Here is a 17855-nt window from a genome sequence, read left to right on the forward strand (position 1 = left end):
CTAGTTTTATAGTAGTATCTAAATATCAATTAAATAAACAAACCTCACTAACAAACATCAGTGAGGTAGAGGCGCGGTATTTATTAGTTCATTGTTGAGTACAAGCAAACAAAGACGCAATGAAGAAGGAAATATCGCCGAAGTATAAAAGGAGCTCGTACTTTTATGCTGGGTCTGCAGTGAATAAGTGCAGGACTGTCCTAGTAAATTCATTTCCAGGTTTACTAGGTTGTGCTATCTCGGAAACATGGAATACTAGTGAGGATTTGGGCAACTGTCATAAAAGGTAAGACCTAAGTTCACAAGACTTAGGTCTTTTTTCGTACAGTTGTCTTATTTTTTTACAGAAAAGGGGAGTTTTTCATGAAAAGAAAATGGTTGTTAGTAATGATCTCTATCATGACGGCAATTGTGCTAGCTGCATGTGGCACTAGTGACAAAAAAGAAAGTAGTTCAGGTGATGCTGGCGCAGATAAAGAAGAAGGCGGCGGTGAATTCCGAATTGGAATGGAGGCGGGCTACCCACCATTCAACTGGACACAGCAAAACGATGCAAATGGAGCAGTAAAAATTGCAGATAACGCAGAGTATGCAGGTGGCTATGATGTACAAATGGCGAAAAAAATCGCTGAAGGTTTAGGCAAAGAATTAGTGATCGTCAAATTGGAATGGGACGGCTTAGTACCAGCGCTACAATCTAATAAAATTGATGCAATCATCGCGGGAATGTCGCCAACAGAAGAACGTAAGAAAACAATTGATTTTACTGAAAACTACTATACTTCTGATTTTGTAATGGTTATTAAAAAAGGTAGTAAATATGAAGGTGTCAAATCAATCCAAGATTTCTCTGGCGCAAAAATTACATCACAACTGAATACTTCCAACTACAATGTGATTGATCAAATTAAAGGTGTCAATAAACAAACAGCAATGGAAAGCTTCCCAGCGATGCGTGTAGCTTTAGAGGCAGGCAAAATTGATGGATATGTAGCCGAACGTCCTGAAGGAATTTCTGCGGCAGCTGCCAACGATAAATTCACATACGTAGCATTTGAAGAAGGCTTTGATACAGATCTTTCAAATACTTCGATTGCTGTAGGCTTACGTAAAGATGATGCTAATCTAGAAAAAATCAATGAAATCCTAAAAGGTATTTCTGAAGATGATCGTCAAGCGATAATGGAAGAAGCTATTTCTCAGCAACCAGCAGCACAATAAAAAAATGGCACGGACTAGTTGCTAGTCCGTGCACTATCATTTCATCATTATTAAAATGAGAACCTCTCTACATAATGATAATGTCCTAGCGAAATAAATCATAGACTAGTAGAAAAAGCTAGGGCACGAAAAAGATAGCAAGCAACATGACATTGTAAGGAGGAACATCATGAGTCTTGAATGGATACTTTCAATTATTGAAAACAACTGGCAAATGTTTTTACGAGGTGCGTATTATACGTTACTGATTTCGACTATAAGTACAATTATTGGTGCATTTATCGGATTTTTCATCGGAATTATGCATACGATTCCAGTTCGTAAAAAAGGTGTGAAATTTTATAGCTTAAAGCTTATTAATTTTATACTCACATGCTATGTTGAATTTTTCCGTGGTACACCAATGATTGTACAGGCTATGGTTGTCTACTATGGATTAGATATCGCATTTGGCATAGACATGCACTTTATTACAGCGGGGATTTTAGTCGTTTCACTTAATACAGGTGCCTATATGGCAGAAATTGTCCGAGGTGGTATCGTATCGATTGATAATGGTCAATATGAGGCAGCATCAGCTATCGGTATGAATCACTTCCAAATCATGCTTCACGTAGTCCTACCACAAGTAGCACGAAACGTACTGCCTGCGACAGGCAACCAATTAATTATGAATATTAAAGATACAGCTGTACTAAACGTTATTGGAGTAACAGAATTATTCTTCCAAACAAAATCAATCTCCGGTAACAACTTCCGTTATTTTGAATCGTTCTTTGTAGCTTGTATTCTTTATTTCATAATGACATTCACTGCATCACGAATCCTTCTCTATGTTGAAAAACGTTTAGATGGACCAGATGCCTATCAAAAAGAACAAAAAGAAGCAATATAGGGGGACGCACAAATGGCAGTCATTAAAATTGAACATTTAAGTAAATCATTTGGACGTAACCAAGTGTTAAAAGATGTTAATTTTCAAGTGGAAAAAGGAGAAGTTGTTTGCTTAATAGGCTCCTCTGGTTCAGGCAAATCCACTTTACTTCGTTGCATTAATTTATTAGAAACACCAAGTGGTGGGCAAATTATTTATCAAGGGGAAGACATCCTAGATGAAAAACACAATATCCAAGAATATCGAACACATTTAGGGATGGTATTCCAGCAATTCAATTTATTTAACAACCACAATGTTTTAAATAATTGTACGGTGGGGCAAATAAAAGTTTTAAAACGCTCGAAGAAGGAAGCAGAGGAAACAGCGCTTAAATATTTGAACATTGTTGGTATGGAACAATATGTAAACGCAAAGCCTCGACAGCTTTCAGGGGGGCAAAAGCAACGCGTAGCCATTGCCAGAGCATTATCCATGAATCCTGAAGTGATGCTTTTTGACGAACCTACATCAGCACTAGACCCTGAGATGGTAGGGGAGGTATTAAAAGTGATGCGTCAATTAGCTGATGCAGGCAATACGATGCTGATTGTAACGCATGAGATGGAGTTTGCCAAAGAGGTAGCAGATCGCGTAGTCTTTATGGATAAAGGTGTAATTGTCGAAGAGGGCCCACCATCACAGGTATTAATAAACCCTCAGCATGATCGGACGAAAGAGTTTTTAAAACGAACATTAAAGCAGTAGGACCTCATCAAAAAAAGTGAGTCCTATAATAGAGACTCACTTACTTTCTGGAATTCCATTCTGCATAAAGGACAAAGCAGATTACGAATGCTATTGCAATAATAAAAAACCATTGTGGTACACCGCCAAAGCTCATCATAACACCTCAAATGTAAAATTATTTTTGGATAGATTAGGTATTGTATTTCTTTTTTCTCCACAAAAGCCTAAAAATATTATAAAATAGGCATTAGACATTAGCTTTATGCTAGTAAAGAGAGGTAGAGAGAATATGTTACATTTAAAATGGAAAGATGCGCCAACATTACGAACAGTGACTTGCAAACATACCAATGCATCAAAATACCTAGTATCAAATGTTTTAACAGTAGGAAAAGAATATGAAGTAAAAAATGAAACAGAAGAGTTCATTTTTATCATTGATAACACTGGCAACGTCGGTGGCTACTATAAAGATTATTTTGCATAAAAAGAAGATAGGGTGGTTCAGATCATTTACTGAGCCACCCTTTTTTTCATGAATCCCTCTGATAGCCTCTTATATCCGTCGTATTTTGCAACTGTTGCTTTTCCTGTTCCGTCGCCGTATGTAAGGCGAACACATCTTTTATAGCTGTTTGTAGCTCATATTGCGTTTCCTTAAATTTCGATACTTGCTGTTCGAATGAAGGTCTTGCAAAACGATCCTGTGTCTGTAATAATCGTTCCTCAAGCTGTGCATAATGATGATCCATATGCATGGATAGCATCATTGCTAGTTGATTTTTCCATAAAGGAATTAATGTGACAATGGAAAACTCAATTTTTTCAGCTAATGTTTGATTCGCTTGCTGTATCATACGAATTTGTGGTGCCGTTTGTAGGGCTACTTGTTGAGAAACCTGTAAATCATAAATACGTTGATCCAGCCTCTCAATTTGTGCAGCGAAATCATTTAGTTGTTGAATGGCAAGAGGCTGTTTATTTGCTTGGACACTTGTTATTTTTGTAGGAAGCTCCACCTCAATGGCCTGCTGCTTTTTCATTTGACCAGCTGCAATCGCAGTAGCTAGTTCCTCGAAAAATCCTCGATTATGTGTATAAAGTGCTTCTAAATTCTCTACATCCCGAATTAGTTGGAGCTGAGCACGTTCCAATTGCACCCCGATACGTTCCACCTGAATACTAATACGCTCAAATTCTGTTAGGGTTTGTTTCACAGTAGGCTCTGTTTTACCACCAAATATTTTTTTGAAAAAGGTTTGTTTTTTTGGCTCTAAAGCTGTCGGGTCTACGCGATCTAAGGTTTGCATTAAGGAGTCTAGCATTTGACCTATTTTGGTCACGTCCTTTTGCTTCACCTGCGCTAACATTCGATCCGCAAACTGGGACAGGGAACGCTGTGAATCCTGTCCTAAAGACAGCAATGATTCAAAATCAGTTAAATCAATTTGGCTGGCATATAGTAAAGCCCGACTTTGCGCAAGAGGCGATAGCGTTTCGTACGTCGCCATCGCCTCATTTTGTGGAGTTGTTTCTAAATAAGATTGTACTAATGGAGAAAGACCAGGAATGGTATTTAATTGAAAAGCATGTTCATCTGCCGTCATTTGTCATCGCCTCGCCAGTCCAATTGTTCTCTACGTCTAAGATTAGAACGATTTGCGAATTCAATCTCCATTTGTAGGTGGTCAATATCATTCGCAAGCGCATCCTTTAAATCAATTTGAATCGTATCATTTAAGTCCGTTAGTGTTTCACGCGTTTTTGATAACGTCAATTGAATTTCTTTATCCTTCACAGGCTGTCTAGAAAGCATTGTATACTTATCCGTTAATTCCACTGCTGAAGGTAAATGTGCATAGAAAAAGGGTTCAACATTGTAAAACTTACGTGGGTCTGTCTTGACAATTTTGACGATGTTTTTTGAAATACGGGTCATCTCCAGTAGTTGTTTAAAAGCAGATACGGAACGTACACGTAAATAGTTTTGACTTAATGTTTGAATTTGCTTATTAGCGGTTGATAATTGTGTTTCAATGTGTTTGAATTCTTCTTTTGTGATACCTGCTATTTGCATGACTTTCTTTTTTTGTCTATGTTTCAGCAACGCTGTACTCGTCGCATATGAACCAGCAAACAGTAAACCACCAAGGAAGAATCCAGGATTTGCTGCAATTGCTGCGATAGAAACAGTTGTTAGCGAAATAACGAAGCTAGCAGTATGTCTAGAAAAAAACTGTCCAATACTAAGCATTGTTTCTTCCTCCTTGCATTTCAATATGTCTATCTTCTTATACGAAATAATCGACATAAAGTTTCAATGAAAAATGAAACCTTACATAAATTTTACTGCGAATCGCAAATTTTCTCAATGATATTACCTAGAATAACTAGGATTAAGTTGTTCAGTATGTATGTCCACTTATTTTTAAGAGATTTGTGAACATCATATCGTATGGATTCGAAATTCTAATGATTAGGTTTATGTGCTGTCTAGCTTGAAATAAACGTGTTGACTTATTTTTCGATCGTGCGGTTCTATTTCCTAGTGTAAGAATTAAGCATGGATGTTACTTTTTTATTCCCTAATACAAAACATCAACAACTGCTTTTAAACGAACCACCAATCTAAGTGCTTATTTTAAAATAGTTTAATAAACCAAAATAGGATAATTATTGTATAATAAAGTCGGTATATATGATAATAGGATTGTGAAAAAAGAAAGCGGTGGAAAAATGAACAATAAAAAAGGAATAATTATTGCTAGCATCATACTCTTATACTGTGTAATTGACGTTATCTATACATTTGTATTATCTGGAAAAATCAATTGGTCTATATTATTTTTAGCCGTATGTATGATTGGTTTAATAGAGGTCGCCATATTCAATAATAAATACCTAAAAAAGAATATAAATCATTAATTATTATAGGGTGCATTTACCTTTAATACCTTGTAAAAAAGAAGAGCCAGACTAAACAATGTCTGACTCCATTCGTACATATCCTTTTAAATCATCATATAACTCTAAAGAAAATGAATTGGAATCGGCTTGGGGACTAACACCCTTTTGGACAAAAAGAAGGAATTCATTCAGCGCTTTTTCAGGTCCTTCTACTTCAACCTCAATTTGCTCGGCAGCATTCAATCTACAATACCCTTTTAGCCCTAATTCAATGGCTTTTTGTTTAATAAAGAATCGGTAGCCTGTCCCATAGACGTCACCAAAAAATTTAATACTTGCTCGTTTGTTCAAGGAAATACCTCCTACCATTAGAGAGGGGATGAGCCTCTCTCTTTATTGCATAACTCGTTCCTTTTCTAAATAGGCAATTAAGTTATTAATATAATATAGAACTTGAGTTGACGCTTCATCTACTTCTTTAAGATGGCTATCAGCTTGTGCGATATTGCCAGCTTTAAAGGCTGTTGCCGCACGCTTCGCTGATTCGTGGACAAGTAAATGATAATTGTCTAAATCATGATAATCCTGTAAATGACCGAAACGCTCCACCGTACGAGAAGCTGTATACCATTTGCCAAGTCGACATTCTCTATGCGAAGAAACATCACTTGGTTCAACATGTTCTAGGCCAAGGAACATGTTATAAATGCGCCATTTCCATAAAATATGATCAGCTTTAGATAGCTGTAAAAGGGCTATGGATGAAAGCTGTACATTATTATTGGCAATAATATCATTACGGAAACGATTGATTTCTTTCCCTAAAAGGTGGATATCACTGGATGTATTATGACTATAATCTCGAATATCTTCCTGCAAGCTAGAAATTTCAATCATTCTAGAGGAGACTTCATCGATGGCTGCCGCCTGTTGCTGCGAAATCGCTGCTGTATTGGTCACATCTAAGTTAATACCTTCAATCGCATGGACAATCGCATTCAATAATGGTAACGATTCTTTCGCCTCAACAGTTGCTTCTTTAATGATTGCTGTTGTTTCAGTAATCGAGTCGGAGACTTCATTGGAATAGCTCTTTAAATGGTGAACATTCGTTGAAACCTCGCTCAAAGCCGAGACTGTGCTTTCCGCAAGTTTTCGTACTTCTTGTGCGACAACCGCAAAGCCCTTGCCATGTTCACCCGCACGTGCAGCTTCAATGGAGGCATTTAGAGCCAGTAAATTGGTCTGGTCCGCAATTTGGTTGATTAATGTCACGACTTGTTCAATATCATTCACCCGTTTTTGTAATTCTGAAAAAGATTCTACAATCGAAGTAAACGTTTCTTCCGTTTTAAAGATTTCTGATAATGCATGTTCAATGGCATTTTTACCTTGTGTCGCATGGTCAACAGATTCAGTTGTTTTCTCAGATATATGAGAGGACATGCGGGCAACTTCATTGATTGAAGCGGCAATTTCCTCAGTAGCAGCTGTAGAGGACTGGATCTCCTCATTTTGCTTATCTAAACTAAATACTAAATCTTTCATATACATGATTTTGGCATTGACGTCCATCAAGGATGATATTTCACCCACAACATTCTCAATGATGCGCTCCGTCAATACCTCCACTAATAGTTCCTGATCGACATTGACAGCGGACTGGAAGGATTTCATAAACTGGAAGGCTTTATTGGGCTTCATTCCAAAGTTATGTAAAATATAAGTAGTAATATAAAAGGCAAACTGATTGAAAACGACAATTAATTTACCAGGCTCATATTGATGCTTACGGAATAAATTGAAAAACTTGACGGTTTCATCCACATATTCGTCATCCCGCGTTGCTAGGAAAAATTGTGTTAAGTATTGATTAATGTTTTCTTCACTAATGGTTAATTGAGAGGTAGGGGATATCTCACTTAAATAGTGGTGAAAAATGGCATTCATAGAAGGAGTAATATCTTTTAGCTTTTCGTAGAGCGTCTTTAAATGCTCTTCATCTTGCGTATTGAAATGGTTAAATGCCAATGTTTGATGGAATCGGCCTGTTGCACGTAAATCTGTACCACGTTTTAGTAGTTCTTCTAGCTCAGCTTTAGGTCGAATGCTTGAAAACATATAAAAACCTCCAAAAATTATGTATAATAAGGTAATAATAGCATAATTCAGGTGGTTTTAATAGACATTTCGGGTGTGTTTGCTAAAATGAAAATATCTTATGACAGCAAGGAATGGGCAAATATGTATACAATTATTTACATGAAAGCAGACTATGAGCCTTGGTGGAAATTTGAGGGCTGGGAAGCTTTTATTCAAACACACGATACATTTGAAGCAAAGGAGCAGTTTGAGCTGGCTTTACAGCATAAATTAGCACACTTTCGTTCAACATATGATAATGAAGCAGTAAAAGAAGGGCAATATTGGGCTTTTTGGTCAGAGGATGAAAGTTTCTACTGTGAGGCATGTGATGATGACGCACAAGTATATCATGGAATTATTGCATGTAAAATGGAAGATATGTAAAAATTTTTTGAAATAAAGTAAAAAAACAATTTTCTTTATTTGACAAAATTATGAATGATGGTTATACTTAGGTTAACAATTTAATTGCTTCACCGGAAACATGAATTCACATATTACAAAAAGTGATCGCATTAGTACGGTACTCTTTGTAATATGTGAATTTTTTTCAATCGCTGAAGAAATTACATATTGTTCACTTTTATTTTTTGGAGGTTTTCTTAAATGAAACAAGGTACAGTAAAATGGTTTAACTCAGAAAAAGGTTTTGGATTCATCGAAGTTGAAGGTGAAAACGACGTATTCGTACACTTCTCAGCTATCCAAGGCGAAGGTTTCAAAACTCTTGACGAAGGTCAAAAAGTGGAATTCGAAGTTGTAGATGGCAACCGCGGACCACAAGCTGCTAACGTAACTAAACTTTAATTCTCAGAAATTAAAATTACTTTCGTTAAACCCAGACATCCTATGCAAATAGGATGTCTTTTTTTTATATCATTGCAATGTTCAATGATTATAAATCTTAAAATGGGATAAATATAAAGTAGTACTGGCAATGTGCTATGAAATGGATAGCGCGGCAAAAGATGCAGATAGAAGTGTCAAAGTACTGGATCACGCGCAAAGCGGTGGATAGAATGAGCAGAGTGACGGATAGAACCACAAACGTGAAGGATTGTGCCATGAAAGTAACTGATTAGCGTCATAAAAAGGCAAACAAGGGTACTTACTATTGGAGGTAGATTTATTATGGAAAATTTAGCAAAATTACCGAATGAACAGGAGCAGCAAGATTTTTATCAGAAGTTACGTACAAAATTAGTAGAATTTCTTGGGTCGAAAAAGGGGAAAAGCAGTAAATTTACACCGTATTTAATGTTTGTGCCTGATTTATTTCATCTATTAGTGAAAACATTAACCGATGCAGGGGTGGATAAAAAAAGTCGGGCATTGATTGGTGCGTCAATTGCGTATTTTGTGTTTCCAATGGATTTGATGCCTGAGGGAATATTAGGATTTGGTGGCTATTTAGATGATATTGTGTTGGCAACATTTGTGGTGAATACGATTATTAATAAATTAGGGCCAGAAGTGCTGGAAAAGCATTGGTCAGGGGATGATCATCTTTTGCATGCCCTCCAGAAGGTCGCTGAGATTAGTGATGAGGTTGTAAGTAAAATACCTGTGAAATCAGCCATTGCTCAGTTTGTGAAACAGGAAAATAAAGATAAATAATATTATTATGTAAACTTAATAGCTGATAAAAATGAACCTGTATCTTACAGGTTCATTTTTTGTTCGCCTGTTCTAATATGTGGTGGAGTTGCTGGACAGGGACAAACAGACCAACTCGTCCTATAGGTTCATATTTCATTGTTGCGAAGATAACACCGATGACCTCACCCTGTTGATTAATGACGGGGCTACCACTATTACCCCGATAAACGGGCGCTTTCAGCATCATTACGGGTTCTTGCCACTCGTCTAATTGAATGGATTCCAGCAATGTTCCCTCATTAGCTATTCCTGTAAAGGCAAGGGGGTTACCGATAAAATGGATATGCTCATTGGAAGGGAAGGTTGGATCATCTGCTAACGGAAGATAAGGGAGCTGTTCTGCTTGTACTTGCAATAAGGCTAAATCCACATCCGGATAGCTTTCGATTAGCTCTGCTTCCATTACTCCTTCATCAGGAAACACAACGGATAAAGTTCGTGCTTGTCCTACTACATGGGCATTGGTGACAATAAGACCATCAGGTGAGATGGCAAAACCAGTGCCTTTACTGGAAGCTGTCGAAATTTCCACAACAGCTTTTTTGTAGGTTTGTATATCTTCTTGTGCGGATAGCTTTGTTGATACTTTCATAAATTCGATAGCTGGAATGGAATAGATTTGAAAAATAAGTGCGAATGTATTGAAAAACAGGACGAAAGCCATACTCCATACAATCCAGCGTACGAATGGCTTGGGTTTTTTTGTTTTTTTGCCTTGAAGACGGTCTTCTTGCTCTTGTGCTAATGCTTTTTGCTGTTCAGTTAACACAAGCTCAATAAATTCTTCTTCCGTTAATTCTTCCTGCTCGTTAGCTGGCTTATGTAGGTCACTCATAGGATGATGCCTCCTTTTGCTACATAACAGGCGCCCAAGCAGAACGCCTGCTATCATCATACTATTCTATTTTTTGTAAGGTTGATGTTACGACAAATGGCTGCTCTTGATCAGACTCCATTCTATCTTCCTTTTTGATGAGTCCAACCCCTTGTGCAAAATAATTGGTCGTTGTGAATTGATCTTCCGTGCGTGTAACTTGGATGACATTCGAATAGACTTTTGTTCCTGTATCGACTTTAGCGGTTATGGATTGAATGGTCCAGCCTTGAAAGCTTGTCCCTACTTGTATAGGTTGTTGCAGTACTGTTTCTAGCACAGGGTAAGCAGCTACTTCTGTTGAACTAGGTAAACGAGGGTTGCTGTCAACGGGTTCACGATAGATAAGCTCAATCTTTGAATCTGTAATGCGATAAATTTTTAATAGGGTGACACCACCATTATCTTCAACCTGAGCGATATGTTGTGGATCTAGATAGGTAGTTTGTAGGGTAAAGCTTGCAAATTCATTTCCTTCACCTTGAAAATAAGCGATAGAGCCATCAGGTGGGAAAAAGGTGAGTAGGGACATTTGATCTTGGACAATTGGGTGCACAGGTTCATTTTTTATTTCTTCATTGCACCCTGTCAGTAAAAGGGCAACAGTAAGTATGAGAATAGGATGTTTCATGGGCACACTCCTTCGCTACTTTTTATAATTATACGTGAATGCAGGGAATTATACGAATCATAGCTAATGTTTATTATAATATTATTATGTAAACTAAAAGCTAGAAACTTGTAACTAGGAAAAAATTTAACTAACATAGAATTGAAGTTAAAAAATGGGGGGCATGGTTATGTATAGACAAGCGGATGATTTTTTACAGGAATGGACAATGGCTGCAGAAGGAACATTGAAAGTATTACAGGCAGTAACTGATGACAAGTTAGATCAAAGTATCGTGGAGGGTCATAGTACACTCGGCTGGCTTGGTTGGCATTTAGTTGGAGCGGCTGGATATTTTAGTTATCTAGCAGGCTTAAAGGTACCAATGATTCGTCAAGAAGACCCTGTACCAACATCAGCAGTAGAAATTGTACAAGCGTATGCGAAAGTTGTGAATGGTATAAAAGAGGAAGCGGCAAAGCTTTCAAATGAAGATTTACTTGAAGTTGTGAATGGCTTTAAAGGACCAATACCAAAAGGCGCATTATTACGTGCATTAATCGATCATCAAACACATCATCGCGGACAAATGACAGTGCTACTTCGTCAAGCTGGTTTACCAGTACCGGGTGTTATGGGACCAACAAAGGAAATGCAATAGACTTCCATTGCAGCAGATAAACAACGTATCTGCTGTATTTTTAGTTGACACTTACCTACTAGTAAGTTAGTATAGAGCCATGACAAATAGAAAATCACAAATTATCGAATTAACATTGAAGAATATTCAAGAAAAAGGTTTCACATCATTTAGTTATGATTATTTAGCGAAAGAGCTCGGTGTCACTAAAGCAAGTATTCATTATCATTTTGAAAAGAAGGAAGACTTAGGGCTGGCAGTTTGCGAAAGAATTCAAAAAGGATTAAGGGAGGTTTATACATTCATTAAGGAATCTACAGTTGCAGCTGAGGATAAACCTTTCGCTTTTATATTACAACGGATAAAATTCCTAGAACAAGATGGTGTTTGTCCCATTTCAGCATTGCATGCGGACTATCAAGAATTATCACCTGCGATGCAAGAAAAAGTTCAACAACTTAGCCAAATGGAAGTAGATGTCTTGGTGGACTTACTTCAGGATGCTAAGCACCATGGCTCATTAAAGTCGACAATGGATTTAGAGGCATTAGCCATATTGCTCATTTCTAGTACGAAGGGTGCCTTGCAATACAAACGCGTTTTAGGGGAAGATTTCTTTCACAAAGTGCTAGATCAATTAAAGGAACTGTTAAAGTAAACGAGGAGGAGAAACATAGATGGTACGTAGAGTAGTTGTTACAGGATATGGTGTCATCTCACCACTTGGTCAAACAGTATCAGACTTGTGGGGGAATATTAAAGAAGGACAATCAGGTATTAAAAGGTTAGAAGCAGAAGAATTCCACGGCATTAATACGCAAATTGCTGGTTCTATCACTGACTTTGATGCCACTAAGTATATGGATAAAAAGGAAGTAAGTAAATATGATCTTTTTGTACAATATGCACTGGCTGCATCTCAGCAGGCTTTGGAGCAAGCAAACTTAAATATGGAGCAAGTTGAGAAGGAACGTCTAGGTGTTTATATTGGCTCAGGTATTGGAGGAATTGAGACGATTTTAGCGAATCATCAAGCCATGCTTGATAATGGACCAAGGAAGGTTTCACCGTTTATGGTGCCGATGATGATTAGCAATATGGCCGCAGGGATTATCGCGATTAAAACAGGCTTTAAAGGGCCAAGCTTTTCACCAGTTTCTGCTTGTGCAACGGGTAACCAAGCGATTGGTGAAGCATTTTTAAATATACGTCACGGCTATGCAGATGGAATTTTAGCTGGTGGGGCTGAGGCACCGATAAATCCGCTGAGCTTTGCTGGATTTTCCCGTATGAAGGCGATGTCTACTAGAAATGATGCACCAGAACAAGCTAGTCGACCATTTGATAGTCAACGTGATGGCTTCGTAATGTCAGAGGGAGCAGGGATTGTGTTCCTAGAGGAATATGAACATGCTAAGCAAAGGGGCGCAACAATTCTTGGAGAGATTGTAGGCTATGGGGTGACGACAGATGCTTTCCATATAACAGCCCCTGACTATACTGGGGCGGCTCGTGCGATGAAACTGGCATTAAAAATGGCCGATATTGACGTGACCGCTGTCGATTATATCAATGCCCATGGTACGAGTACACCAGAGGGAGATAAATCGGAAACAAAGGCTATTAAAAGTGTATTTGGTGAGCATGCCTATCAATTAAAAGTGAGCTCTACTAAGTCGATGACAGGTCATCTTTTTGGGGCGGCTGGTGGAATCGAGGCCATCATTACCTTAAAAAGTATTATGGAAGACATCATTCCACCAACGATCAATTACGAAACGCCTGATCCAGAGTGTGATTTGAATTATGTTCCAAACGAGGCGCTTCATCAAACCGTCAACATAGCTTTGTCTAACGGTTTTGGCTTTGGTGGTCATAATGCTGTATTGGCTTTTAGAAAGTTTGAGGAATAATAGCATTCAATGGTATGAAATAAACGTTTCATACCATTTTTTTATGGTCTATAGGAAAGGGTTTACACCTGTATAATAAGTTTTACTTATGGACTTACACAAATAATCAATATTTTCGCTTATGTTCTTTCTATGATATGTTTAAAAGAAGGGGGGGATGGATAGTGAGAATTTTTGATGCGCATTTCCATATTATTAATTTTGATTTTCCAATTATAGAAAATCAAGGCTATACACCGCCAAGCTATGTGGTAGAGGATTATCAAAAGGAAACAGCTCTTTTTAATGTAGAGGGGGGCGCCCTTGTCTCTGGTTCCTTTCAAGAATTCGATCAGAATTATTTATTGAATTCTTTGACACAATTAGGTCCTGCTTTTTGTGGCGTGACACAATTACCGTATACAGTGACTGATGATGAAATCCTTCATTTACATAAAAATGGGGTTAGAGCCTTACGCTTTAATAGTCAACGAGGCGGTTCAGAGGATTTATCAAGACTTGATAGCCTGGCAAGAAGAGTGTTTGAGCTGGCAGGCTGGCATAGTGAACTTTATATAGATGCCAAATATTTACCTGAGATTGCTTCAACGCTTGAAGCATTACCAGCTATTTCAATTGACCATTTGGGCTTATCGGAGGAAGGGCTACCACATTTGCTAAAGCTTGTAGAAAAGGGTATACGTGTGAAAGCGACTGGTTTCGGACGGGTAGAATTGAATGTGAAAAATGCTTTGCAAGCCATCTATAGCATCAATCCAGATGCGTTAATGTTTGGAACAGATTTGCCATCGACAAGAGCTAAACGACCTTTTGAATGGGCGGATGTTGAAATGATTCAAGAGCTTTTTGATGAACAGGCTGCGGATAAAATTCTCTATCAAAATGCTAGGAAATGGTATAACAAGTAAATGCAAAAAATCCTCTACCCAAACGTACGGTAGAGGATTTTTATTGGGATTAGCTTAAACCTTGGCTATCTTTCCACTCTAAGAATTCATCATATGTTAATTGCTTATCTAAAATTGAACCGTCTTCACGGATTTCAATTACACGGTTAGCAATTGTTTGAATGAACTGATGGTCATGAGATGTGAAAATCATTGCCCCTTTGAAACGAATTAAGCCTTCGTTCAATGCTTGAATGGATTCAAGGTCAAGGTGGTTTGTTGGTTCATCTAGTAAAATCACGTTTGCTGTTGCAAGCATCATTTTTGATAGCATACAACGTACTTTTTCTCCTCCTGATAAAACAGAAGGTGATTTTTTCACTTCTTCACCAGAGAACAGCATGCGTCCTAAGAAACCACGTAGGAAGCTTTCTGTTTCATCATCAGGAGAATATTGACGTAACCATTCCACTAATGATTTTTCTGTGCCTTCGAAGTACTTGTCATGATCGTTTTCGAAGTAGCTTTGAGAGGTAGTTACACCCCATTTAAATGTACCAGCATCTGCTTCTTTATCTTCCATTAAGATATCAAGAAGCGCCGTTTTAGCAAGTGGGCTACCCAGTAAAACGATTTTATCTTCTTTGTTCATGGAGAAACGAATATCTTTGAATAGTGATTCGCCCTCATGGCTGGCAGTTAGACCTTCAACTGTTAATACATCATTCCCGATTTCACGACCAATTTGGAAATTGATGAATGGATATTTACGGCTTGATGGTTTAATGTCATCTAACTCGATTTTATCCAGCATTTTTTTACGAGATGTCGCTTGCTTCGATTTAGAAGCATTGGCAGAGAATCGTGCGATAAAGGCTTGTAATTCTTTAATTTTTTCTTCTTTTTTAGAATTTTGGTCTTGAGCCATTTTTTGAGCTAATTGAGAAGATTCATACCAGAAATCATAGTTACCTACATATAATTGGATTTTAGAGAAGTCCAAATCGGCAATATGTGTACATACTTTGTTTAAGAAGTGACGGTCATGGGATACAACAATGACTGTGTTTTCAAAGTTAATTAAGAATTCTTCTAGCCATTGAATAGCTTTTAAGTCAAGGTGGTTGGTAGGCTCATCGAGTAATAGTACATCAGGCTGACCAAATAGGGCCTGTGCCAGTAATACTTTTACTTTATCAGAACCTTCAAGATCACCCATTAGCATGTAGTGAAGGTCATCAGAGATACCTAAACCGTTTAATAATGTTGCTGCTTCTGAATCAGCTTCCCAACCGTTTAGCTCTGCAAATTCACCTTCTAGCTCAGCGGCACGCATACCATCCTCATCGGAGAAATCTTCCTTTGCATAGATAGCATCTTTTTCTGTTTTTACGTCATAGAGGCGTTTATTCCCCATAATAACAGTGTCAAGCACTGTATGATCATCGTATTCAAAATGGTTTTGTTTGAGGACAGATAAACGTTCGTCCTTGCCCATTGATACGTTACCCTCTTGTGCTTCAATTTCACCAGAAAGAATTTTTAAGAATGTTGATTTACCAGCACCGTTTGCGCCAATTAAACCATAGCAGTTACCTGGTGTGAATTTTATATTTACGTCTTCAAATAGTTTACGATCGCCATAGCGAAGACCTACATTACTAACTTGAATCATGCAAGTTCCTCCTTTTTTCACAATGGCTCTAGTATATCATGAAATATGTTCCATAGTCTATAAACATTATGACAGCAAGGTTTATTGGCAATTGCTTGAACGGGATATGTGTAGGAATAATGGAGTGTGGAAATACGAATCGAAATAAGTAAGGTTTTTAAACGTTTTTAGGGAAAAGAACAGGTAAGTAAATGAAATTGATTTATCCCTAATTTATTACCTTTTAATACTTAATTGAAAGGAAGATATTAAATGTCTAGAAAAGTAAAAGCATTGAGAATGGATGATGTTGTTTTTCAGCCTAGCTTACAACCCAAGCAATCTGGAGATAATACCAATATGATGGTTATGATACACCAGATTATAAAATAGCTTATTCCTTATCTTTTAGACTTGCTGAAATGAAAGAATTCAGAGTAATTACTGAGATTTCAATAGATAAGGAAACGAGATATAAAGTCTGTGTAATATCTGCTTAGAATTGATTACATTTATTTAAACCTAGCTTCTTGAATACATCTTGAAACCCTGAATCGTAGACACTTAAAAAGTGTAGACTATTCGGGGTTTTTGTTTTATGGCGAAACCCCTATAAATATCTATTGGAATATTAAGTGGCATGTGATTGGATTCATCTGTTCAATATTAAATTTAAAGCTTATTAATAAATGTTCATTTTAAGTAGACCCTAGTTAAACAAAACGATAATGTAGTAATATCAATGTATTGAGTTGTTTGTTAAAAGTTGTTGAATTAAAGGAATCAATACATATTAATTTTTGGTTATGTGAGAGTTAGTTCTGTTGATCAAAATTTAGATTCGCCAGTTGAAGGAGCTTGAAGTGTCACTTTAGGAATCATTTCCCACCTATTCTAACGATAAGTATAAAAAGCCAAATTTCTCATCATTAAAATTGAGAAATTTGGCTTTTATCGTTGCTCTGGAATAGCGCCCGGTTGCTGAGTATCAAGTCGGTGATTTGTCTTTTGCTTGTTAAAGTAAGCACGCCGTTAGTTTAAAGAAGTTTATAATTATAATAAGTGTTTTTGAATTATATAAAGTGCTTTCTCCATCAAATTCGAAGAAAGTATTCATTTGAAAAATGAACTATTTATAATGCTAAATTGTTACTTGTGTAGAAATCGGAAAAGGAGGTGGGATTGTGGAACAAATTAGCAATGAAAGGGTCTTGTTTCAAACATATTATAAGGACGTCTTCAGAGCTTGCTATTACATGCTTCAAAATAAATACGATGCAGAGGACCTTTGTCAGGATGTATTTGCAAAAGCTTTGAGTGAAGATTTCCAATCTATACAAAATCAAAAATCTTGGTTACTTAGTATTTCTATGAATATGTCTCGAAATTATTTAAAGAAAAAGAACAGACTGCTATTAAAAGAAAACCTTGATTTCCTATCATTGATACGAGTTGACAATACCCAAAATATTGAGCGAACAATACAGCTCAATGAAAATAAAAGTGAGTTAGTCGACTTAATGAACAAACTACCTGTTCGTATACGGAAGGTAATGGTATTGAAATATGTGCATGATTGTAAAGATAGAGAAATCGCTGAAATTCTAAAAATACCTGAAGGGACGGTTAAATCGAGGCTTTTTAAAGGTAAAAAATTAACGAAAGAGTTTATCCAAGTAGATGAAAATTTGTTATTTGAATGGAGGGATCATCGTGAGTAA

At 37.1% G+C, this 17855-nt stretch carries 19 protein-coding genes and 1 riboswitch; of the genes, 12 read left to right on the forward strand and 7 right to left on the reverse strand.

Features of this window, described 5'->3' with window-relative positions:
- Window positions 1-58: 58 nt before the first annotated feature.
- Window positions 59-245: riboswitch (Lysine riboswitch) on the forward strand.
- A gap of 118 nt (window positions 246-363) precedes the next feature.
- The 4 genes from ACE1MS_RS10775 (at window position 364) to ACE1MS_RS10790 (ending at window position 3332) form a co-directional block, all read left to right on the forward strand.
- Window positions 364-1221, forward strand: coding sequence for a transporter substrate-binding domain-containing protein (locus tag ACE1MS_RS10775; RefSeq protein WP_031418189.1), 858 nt, complete (start codon window positions 364-366; stop codon window positions 1219-1221).
- 169 nt (window positions 1222-1390) lie between these two features.
- The gene (locus ACE1MS_RS10780; RefSeq protein WP_012294408.1) at window positions 1391-2116 is read left to right on the forward strand and encodes an amino acid ABC transporter permease; all 726 of its coding nucleotides are present in this window, start codon (window positions 1391-1393) and stop codon (window positions 2114-2116) included.
- Between the two features lie 12 nt (window positions 2117-2128).
- Complete coding sequence (locus tag ACE1MS_RS10785) at window positions 2129-2863, forward strand: amino acid ABC transporter ATP-binding protein (protein WP_012294409.1); 735 nt, start codon at window positions 2129-2131, stop codon at window positions 2861-2863.
- Window positions 2864-3134: 271 nt separating this feature from the next.
- Complete coding sequence (locus ACE1MS_RS10790) at window positions 3135-3332, forward strand: DUF6501 family protein (protein ID WP_012294410.1); 198 nt, start codon at window positions 3135-3137, stop codon at window positions 3330-3332.
- Window positions 3333-3378: 46 nt separating this feature from the next.
- Here ACE1MS_RS10790 and ACE1MS_RS10795 read toward each other — a convergent pair whose 3' ends face one another.
- From ACE1MS_RS10795 to ACE1MS_RS10810, 4 genes are all read right to left on the reverse strand, one after another.
- Window positions 3379-4452 carry a toxic anion resistance protein gene (locus ACE1MS_RS10795; protein ID WP_447402953.1) on the reverse strand — a complete coding sequence of 358 codons (1074 nt, stop codon included), beginning with the start codon at window positions 4450-4452 and terminating at the stop codon, window positions 3379-3381.
- On the reverse strand, window positions 4449-5099 hold the full coding sequence (locus tag ACE1MS_RS10800; protein WP_012294412.1) for a 5-bromo-4-chloroindolyl phosphate hydrolysis family protein: 651 nt from the start codon (window positions 5097-5099) through the stop codon (window positions 4449-4451). The genes ACE1MS_RS10795 and ACE1MS_RS10800 overlap by 4 nt, the downstream gene beginning before the upstream one ends.
- Before the next feature lie 722 nt (window positions 5100-5821).
- Complete coding sequence (locus tag ACE1MS_RS10805; RefSeq protein ID WP_031418192.1) at window positions 5822-6103, reverse strand: acylphosphatase; 282 nt, start codon at window positions 6101-6103, stop codon at window positions 5822-5824.
- 42 nt (window positions 6104-6145) lie between these two features.
- On the reverse strand, window positions 6146-7873 hold the full coding sequence (locus ACE1MS_RS10810; protein WP_012294415.1) for a methyl-accepting chemotaxis protein: 1728 nt from the start codon (window positions 7871-7873) through the stop codon (window positions 6146-6148).
- A gap of 87 nt (window positions 7874-7960) precedes the next feature.
- Between ACE1MS_RS10810 and ACE1MS_RS10815 the strand changes: the two genes are divergently transcribed.
- The 3 genes from ACE1MS_RS10815 to ACE1MS_RS10825 all read left to right on the forward strand — a co-directional run bounded on the left by ACE1MS_RS10815 (window position 7961) and on the right by ACE1MS_RS10825 (window position 9514).
- A complete protein-coding gene (locus tag ACE1MS_RS10815; protein ID WP_227256844.1) occupies window positions 7961-8281 on the forward strand; it encodes a DUF1033 family protein in 321 nt (106 codons plus the stop codon).
- Window positions 8282-8503: 222 nt separating this feature from the next.
- The gene (locus tag ACE1MS_RS10820; protein WP_004230088.1) at window positions 8504-8704 is read left to right on the forward strand and encodes a cold-shock protein; all 201 of its coding nucleotides are present in this window, start codon (window positions 8504-8506) and stop codon (window positions 8702-8704) included.
- Window positions 8705-9028: 324 nt separating this feature from the next.
- Entirely contained in the window at window positions 9029-9514 is a 486-nt protein-coding gene (locus ACE1MS_RS10825; protein ID WP_036161631.1) for a YkvA family protein, read from the forward strand.
- A 52-nt stretch (window positions 9515-9566) separates the two neighbouring features.
- On the opposite strand, the gene ACE1MS_RS10830 is transcribed toward ACE1MS_RS10825, so the two are convergent.
- The gene (locus tag ACE1MS_RS10830) at window positions 9567-10391 is read right to left on the reverse strand and encodes a S1C family serine protease (protein ID WP_031418196.1); all 825 of its coding nucleotides are present in this window, start codon (window positions 10389-10391) and stop codon (window positions 9567-9569) included.
- 61 nt (window positions 10392-10452) lie between these two features.
- Window positions 10453-11061, reverse strand: a complete 609-nt coding sequence (locus ACE1MS_RS10835) for a hypothetical protein (protein ID WP_036161635.1) — start codon at window positions 11059-11061, stop codon at window positions 10453-10455.
- Window positions 11062-11230: 169 nt separating this feature from the next.
- On the opposite strand from ACE1MS_RS10835, the gene ACE1MS_RS10840 reads away from it, so the two are divergent.
- From ACE1MS_RS10840 to ACE1MS_RS10855, 4 genes are all read left to right on the forward strand, one after another.
- Window positions 11231-11701 carry a DinB family protein gene (locus tag ACE1MS_RS10840; RefSeq protein WP_447402954.1) on the forward strand — a complete coding sequence of 157 codons (471 nt, stop codon included), beginning with the start codon at window positions 11231-11233 and terminating at the stop codon, window positions 11699-11701.
- A gap of 79 nt (window positions 11702-11780) precedes the next feature.
- A complete protein-coding gene (locus ACE1MS_RS10845) occupies window positions 11781-12338 on the forward strand; it encodes a TetR/AcrR family transcriptional regulator (RefSeq protein ID WP_012294422.1) in 558 nt (185 codons plus the stop codon).
- A 19-nt stretch (window positions 12339-12357) separates the two neighbouring features.
- Window positions 12358-13593, forward strand: coding sequence for a beta-ketoacyl-ACP synthase II (gene fabF, locus ACE1MS_RS10850; protein ID WP_012294423.1), 1236 nt, complete (start codon window positions 12358-12360; stop codon window positions 13591-13593).
- 164 nt (window positions 13594-13757) lie between these two features.
- Entirely contained in the window at window positions 13758-14501 is a 744-nt protein-coding gene (locus tag ACE1MS_RS10855; RefSeq protein WP_036161638.1) for an amidohydrolase family protein, read from the forward strand.
- A 49-nt stretch (window positions 14502-14550) separates the two neighbouring features.
- Here ACE1MS_RS10855 and ACE1MS_RS10860 read toward each other — a convergent pair whose 3' ends face one another.
- Complete coding sequence (locus tag ACE1MS_RS10860) at window positions 14551-16155, reverse strand: ABC-F family ATP-binding cassette domain-containing protein (protein ID WP_031418205.1); 1605 nt, start codon at window positions 16153-16155, stop codon at window positions 14551-14553.
- 1163 nt (window positions 16156-17318) lie between these two features.
- Between ACE1MS_RS10860 and ACE1MS_RS10865 the strand changes: the two genes are divergently transcribed.
- On the forward strand, window positions 17319-17855 hold the full coding sequence (locus ACE1MS_RS10865; protein WP_036161640.1) for an RNA polymerase sigma factor: 537 nt from the start codon (window positions 17319-17321) through the stop codon (window positions 17853-17855).

The sequence above is a fragment of the Lysinibacillus sp. fkY74-1 genome, assembly GCF_053165895.1.